Here is a 6,490-nt window from a genome sequence, read left to right on the forward strand (position 1 = left end):
AAAACGACTGACATCACGACTTCAGATTTCTGACTTCGTGAATATACTATCCATAGAGTGTCCAAATTGAATAAATAATTAGACAATTTTGTTTGAAATTGCTTATTAGTAAGTTAAATTCATTTAAAGTTTTATATTTTATAATTTATACTTGATGAGAATTATGTAAAGTAAAGAACATTTTATTAATAAATATTTTAATGTAACTATAAAATTTTAGATAAAACTGTTTCTTCAAATTCTTTACGGTCTGTTAAAGGATTAAAAATACTTGTATTATTAGTAACTTTAAATGTTGTATATACTTGTTCATTGAGAGAGCAAATATAAAAATAACCTTGATGATTATGGACATCATATAAGATGATTTTTAAAAATTCTACACTATCGAGATCGATGTACGTTACATCTTGGAAGTCAATAAGAATTATTTGAACTCCTCTAGTTAAGAAGTTCATGACCTCTTTATGCAATAAATTAATATTGTTGTTATCGAGTTGTCCAGATGGTTGAATAATTTTCACTATTTCTATCATCACAGCAACCTCCTTTTATTGTGGTAAATTTAATTAATCCAGATTTATTTTTTGAATAATTGTCGAAGAAGCCTTTAATTCAAAGTGCGACTAATTAAAATCGCGTAGCGATTAGCTATAAGCTTGACTGGCATAGTGAGGGAATTAAACCCACCACTATGCCTTATTCCACTATGCACGAAGTAGATAAATTAAACCTTGCTTACAGCTTATAGCTGGTTAAACATAAAAAATAAATGTTATTGCTTGATGATGATCTGTAAAAGAGGTTGATTTGATTTCCAGACTATCTCTACTTTTGATGATGATCTTTGATCCGCAATTTTTAAATTTCGCTTTATTTTACAGTCTAATTTTTATTTATTTGTTCTCACTCACTACTTTAGGATTAGTGGTTAATTTAAAATTGTCGCAATCATGAATTCAGTTAAAATTGATTGATATAAAATTAGCTTCTTTAACATTGTATTTTGAATACACGTTATCTATATTTATCTCAGACAATCAATGTCATGGAAAAATTTGGGAAGTAATAAGAGATAAACTGACTTACACTTCTGAACTATCAAGCTATTTATGACAAGAATTTATGATGATACTCAAACTGTTTTGCTCCAGTAGAAACTGACCATACTATTAATAAAGATAGTCTCTATCAGCTTTTTATATAGAACAGAGTTCCCAAAAGTCATGTAAAACATAACATGAGGTCAAGACTTTTTTTGGGAAAAGTTATGATTATGTAGCAATCCTAAATCATTCATAAAAACTTTGTAGGGTCAACTCGCGCCTTCTCATGTCGCGATGTTACCTCGCCAGGGGCGGAAGCTCGCTTTATTATCAAATAGATTAATTGTTGAATCCCAAAAATAAAATTATTGAAAGCGGAATCTCCCCGCACTCGTCAACCCTATATCTTTCATTGTTTAATTCTACCTTGGTTAGAAATCTTCACTCAGCCTCGCATGAAACGAAACGAGGGTTTCTTAAATTAATTGAGATTATGAACGAGTTTTTGGGGTTTAGTAATCTGAGAATTTTTCGACAACAACAAAAGAAACTCATCGCTTGTTAGTTTTTTTGATTTACCCAAGATGACATAAGAGGGATAGATCAAGAGATCACTAACCCAGTTATTAGTAATGTTGAACTAACTAGATAAAGATTAACAGCTATAAATTTGCTGTTACTCACTTTTTGAGGAGAATCATGATACTGGGCAACATGATTCACTAGCTGAAAAGCGATAGGTAAGCTGGCAAAAATAAGCCATGTTGTCTGAGGAAGATAGCCAAGGATGCTCAAGATAGTTGTACCCAAATAGATACTAATGGTTAAAATGGCTAATACTTTCGCTCCTCTGGCTGTGCCAAGACGCACAATAGGCGATCTCTTTCCTGCTGCTAAATCGTCTTCTACCTGGTGGAAATGAGAGCAAAAGAGAATAATCGAAGTACTAATACCAATTAAAGTAGCAACCGCCCAACAAGCAAGGGAAAAGTTGTGAGTTTGGGAATAGTAAGCAGCCGACACTGCACCAGGACCAAAAGTAAAGAAACAAATAATCTCTCCTAACCCCAAGTAACCAAAACGAAAGGGAGGTCCTTGATAAGAATAGCCCAAAGCACAACAAAGTAAAATTAGGTTAAATACCATCCAATCTTTTTGCCACCAACAGATCAAAGCAATCCCACAAAAACCAAGCAGTAAACAAAGGTTACTGAGCCAAAAAATTAAGGATTGGTTTCCTGTAAGATTGACTACAGAATGAGCTTTGTTAACATCGATACCAGTATCAGCATCAAAAACATCATTACTGAGATTAAGCCAAGCAATAATTAAAATAGCCGAGCCGAGAAAAGTGAAACAGATATTAGGTGTAAAATTTCTGGTTTCAGCAAAAGCGACGGCTGTACCCGCTAAAATCGGAATAACTGCAACGCTATAAATAGGAGGTTTGATAGCAGCTAACCACAGTTTACGAGAAGAGATGTTCAGGTTTTCTGATTTTACTTGATTGGTGGTCATTCAAATCGCGATCGCATTTACAACAAAAACATACTAGCTTAACGAAATTAAACACTAGGTCTAACAACCTACTATTTTTCGTGACTATCTTGTACCCTATCAGGTCTGAATCCTTTAGTTTACAAAGTTTTACGAAAATTCATGTTTTACTATTAGATCGGACACGATCGGTTCAATCTGCTTTGGTGAGGTGTTGTGCTTTTCCACCAAATATTTATACAATTTTGACAGACTGAAAGAGAAGGAGATTGCAGCATCATAAGCTCTATAGGTTTATCTCTATAGAATATAAGAGCCTGGCAATAATTTATTAACATACAATTGAGACAGCAATTTTTTTGCTAATTGCTGGCAGTTAATCCCATAATTTAATTTTTTTAATAAAATTTTACCCTTGTTTCCCTTTGGAATGACACAATCTAAAATATCTATGCCCGTAATATCTCAAGAAAATGAATTTATTCTCGATCGCCTGGAACTAGATAATTTTTGGCACCATCGATCTTTTTCTTTTTCAGTTGATGAAAGTACTAAAATTTTGAGCTTTGTTCAAAAAATTCCTGTGGTCGATCCTTTAGCTGTTTTACAACAGTTTGCTCCTACTAATACTCTACGGTTTTATTGGGAAAATCCTAGCAAACAAGAAGCGATTGCTGCATGGGGAATTACTAGAAATTTAACGATCGAATCTAATGCCAGATTTGCGAAAACACAAAGTTTTATTAAAAGCTGTTTTAAACAAATCATCTCAGAGGGAGATACTAACATAAATGGTAGTGAAGCTCGTATTTTTTGTAGTTTTTCTTTCTTTAGTCAATCAGAATTAGCTAATAAGTCTCATCCTGCTGCTACTATTTTTTTACCTCGTTTTCAAATTGCCAAAAAGAATAAAAATCATTTTTTTATTGTTAACTTCCCGCTAGTTAACCAACAAAATTTAAAGCAAATTAAAACACAATTCAGTCAAAAAATACAGTCTATTGATTGGTCACGATACGAACAGCTTTCTACTAGAGAGAGAGAAGAAGTTAGCTGGGAAGAGCGAAACTTATTTTCAGCACAAAATTCTCAGTATTTTAAATCTACAGTTCGTTCTGCATTAGACTCTATTGCAATAGATGAATTGAGCAAAATAGTAATTGCCCATGCAGTAGATATTAAATCAGAAAAACATTTTAATGTTACTGATTCTTTAAGTAATCTTCGCGAGCGTCATCCAGATTGCTATATATTTGCTATTGGGAATGATCGAGGACAGGATTTTATTGGTGCGAGTCCCGAACGTTTAGTGAGTATTCAAAATAAACAGTTAGTAACTGATGCTTTAGCTGGTTCTGCTCCTAGAGGAAAAAGCACTTCTGAAGATGTGCAATGGGCAAACATTTTACTCAAAAATCGTAAAGAAAAACGAGAGCATCAAGCAGTCAGCGATTTTATATTAGAAAGGCTGCAAGATATGGGATTAAAGCCCCATCAATTACCCCTGCAATTGTTACAGCTATCAAATATACAGCACCTTTGGACACCAATTTATGCCCATTTACCGAAAGGAATCGATCCTTTAGATATCGTTGCTCAATTACATCCTACTCCAGCAGTTGCAGGAGTTCCTAATAAAATTGTTTTTGACAAAATTCGCCATTACGAAAAATTTGATCGTGCTTTATATGCTGCCCCTTTAGGATGGATCGATCGTCGAGAAAATTGTGAATTTGTAGTAGGAATTCGCTCGGCTTTAATTGAAAAAAATCGCGCTCGTCTTTATGCTGGTGCGGGAATTGTTTCTGGTTCTAATCCTGATAAAGAATTTGTGGAAATTCAACTTAAATTACAATCTTTGCTCAAAGCTTTGGTTTGACATTTATCGTTTATTATTAAACATTGATAAATGTCAGCTTGATTTTGTATTTATCGAATTCACATTAATAAATGATTGAAGTTATCGGCTCTAACGTCACGTTATCTTTATCTAGCGTAGGTAAAGCTTTTTCAATTTATAGCCAGTTAAAATTGACTATAGAATTTAAGACATGATAAATGTTCTAATCAAACAATATGATATTCACTCAGTTAATTGTTAGCTAGGTAATGCTGCTAGATTCTCGTAATGTAAATACTTTATGGTGTTCTGTTTTAGTTGAAACTTTAGTTTGTTTGGGATTAAAAGATACTGTTATTTGTCCTGGTTCTCGTTCCACCCCTTTAACTATTGCTTTTGCCAAACATCCTCAAGTAAGAACTATTCCTATTTTAGATGAACGTTCCGCAGCTTTTTTCGCCTTGGGAAAAGCTAAGAGAACTCATCTTCCTGTAGTTTTAGTTTGTAGTTCGGGAACAGCAGGAGCAAACTTTTATCCTGCGATAATTGAAGCTAAAGAGACTGGTGTACCCCTCATTGTATTAACGGCGGATCGCCCTCCAGAATTACGCCATTGTCATGCGGGACAAACTATAGATCAGATTAAGCTTTATGGTAATTACCCCAACTGGTATACCGAGTTAGCAATACCTGAAGCTAATAGAGAAATGCTTTGTTACCTAAGACAACATATAGTGCAAGCTTGGGAAAAATCATTATTTCCTTTTAGGGGAGTGGTGCATCTTAATTGTCCTTTTCGTGAACCACTAGCACCAATTATCCAACCAGAAATACAAGCTAAGATGGCAAAATTTGCCAAACAGGATTTTTTTTCTCACCTTCGGGGGTTTAATCTTAATAACAATATTCAGTGTAATATGATGTTTCCATCTCTAAAATTAGATACGGAAGGCATTATTATTAGTGGTTTAACTCAAACAGAACATCCTGAAAAGTATTGTCAAGAAATTGCTTTACTAGCTAAAAAATTGCAATTCCCTGTATTAGCAGAAGCTTTATCTCCTTTACGTAATTATGCAAGGCTAAATCCTTATTTAATTACAACTTACGATACTATTTTACGAGAGCCAACACAAGCAGCCAAATTACAGCCAAAAGTCATTATTCAAATAGGAGAATTACCCACCAGCAAACAATTAAGAAACTGGCTTAGTTCAGTTCAAGCAACTCGTTATATTATTACTTGTAATCAGGAAAACTTCGATCCCTTACATAGTAAAACAATTCATTTAAGAACTTCTATCAAAGCATTTACTAAAAGTATTATAACTGAAGATATTATTAATAATGTCGGTAACTATTTAAAAAATTGGTGCGAATTAGAAACTAAAACTATTAAAGCGATCGCAGAAAAATTAAGACCTCTAGACAATCTTTATGAAGGAAAAACTGCTTGGTTAATTTCTCAACATTTACCCCCAAAAACGCCAATTTTTTTAGCTAATAGTATGTCGGTGAGAAATGCCGAATTTTTTTGGCAACCCAATAATAGTCAAGTGATCCCTTATTTTAATCGGGGTGCAAATGGTATTGATGGTACATTATCCACTGCTTTAGGAATTGCTGATGGCGATCGCCCTACGGTGATATTAAGTGGCGATTTGGCACTACTACACGACACCAACGGATTTCTAATTAATAACCACTTTTCAGGACATTTAACTATCATTGTGATTAACAATAATGGTGGTGGTATTTTTGAAACTTTGCCAATCTCTCAATTCGATCCACCTTTTGAAGAGTACTTTGCCATACCACAAAATATTAACTTTGCCCAATTATGTAAAACTTATGGTGTTGAGTATAAGTTGATTGATAATTGGCAACAACTACCCCCATTATTAAACCCTTTACCTAAAAAAGGTATGAGACTTTTAGAGATTAAAACTGACAGAAAGCAAGATGCTTCTTGGTTAAAAAATGATTTTTGGAGAAGTCCCTAGTAACTAAAAATTACTCATCAAAATTTAAAGACGAATGGCAAGCACGCCCCTACTGCTTTGCCGATTAAAAGTTGCCGAGTTCGCTTGTCAAAAAATTTTTTTTG

The 6,490-nt window shown here is 33.8% G+C and carries 4 protein-coding genes; 2 read left to right on the plus strand and 2 right to left on the minus strand.

The annotated features are described in order from the left end of the window. Window positions 1–206 precede the first annotated feature (206 nt). The gene (locus tag H1P_RS21565; protein WP_144871214.1) at window positions 207–536 is read right to left on the minus strand and encodes an STAS domain-containing protein; all 330 of its coding nucleotides are present in this window, start codon (window positions 534–536) and stop codon (window positions 207–209) included. Between the two features lie 1,113 nt (window positions 537–1,649). Further along, window positions 1,650–2,564, minus strand: a complete 915-nt coding sequence (menA, locus tag H1P_RS21570) for a 2-carboxy-1,4-naphthoquinone phytyltransferase (protein ID WP_144871216.1) — start codon at window positions 2,562–2,564, stop codon at window positions 1,650–1,652. A gap of 430 nt (window positions 2,565–2,994) precedes the next feature. Here menA and H1P_RS21575 point away from each other — a divergent pair, with 430 nt between their 5' ends. Next, complete coding sequence (locus H1P_RS21575; RefSeq protein ID WP_246141877.1) at window positions 2,995–4,422, plus strand: isochorismate synthase; 1,428 nt, start codon at window positions 2,995–2,997, stop codon at window positions 4,420–4,422. A 230-nt stretch (window positions 4,423–4,652) separates the two neighbouring features. Continuing rightward, the gene (gene menD, locus H1P_RS21580; RefSeq protein ID WP_144871220.1) at window positions 4,653–6,386 is read left to right on the plus strand and encodes a 2-succinyl-5-enolpyruvyl-6-hydroxy-3-cyclohexene-1-carboxylic-acid synthase; all 1,734 of its coding nucleotides are present in this window, start codon (window positions 4,653–4,655) and stop codon (window positions 6,384–6,386) included. Window positions 6,387–6,490 lie beyond the last annotated feature (104 nt).

The sequence above is a fragment of the Hyella patelloides LEGE 07179 genome (assembly GCF_900659865.1).
GTDB classification, from domain to species: Bacteria; Cyanobacteriota; Cyanobacteriia; order Cyanobacteriales; family Xenococcaceae; genus Hyella; species Hyella patelloides.

What these genes read in the sequence shown, in the direction of transcription:
- H1P_RS21575 (WP_246141877.1), top strand. Translation starts at nt 2,995, where the DNA reads ATGCCCGTAATATCTCAAGAAAATGAATTTATTCTCGATCGCCTGGAA.
- H1P_RS21565 (WP_144871214.1), bottom strand. Translation starts at nt 536, where the DNA reads ATGATAGAAATAGTGAAAATTATTCAACCATCTGGACAACTCGATAAC.
- menA (WP_144871216.1), bottom strand. Translation starts at nt 2,564, where the DNA reads ATGACCACCAATCAAGTAAAATCAGAAAACCTGAACATCTCTTCTCGT.
- menD (WP_144871220.1), top strand. Translation starts at nt 4,653, where the DNA reads ATGCTGCTAGATTCTCGTAATGTAAATACTTTATGGTGTTCTGTTTTA.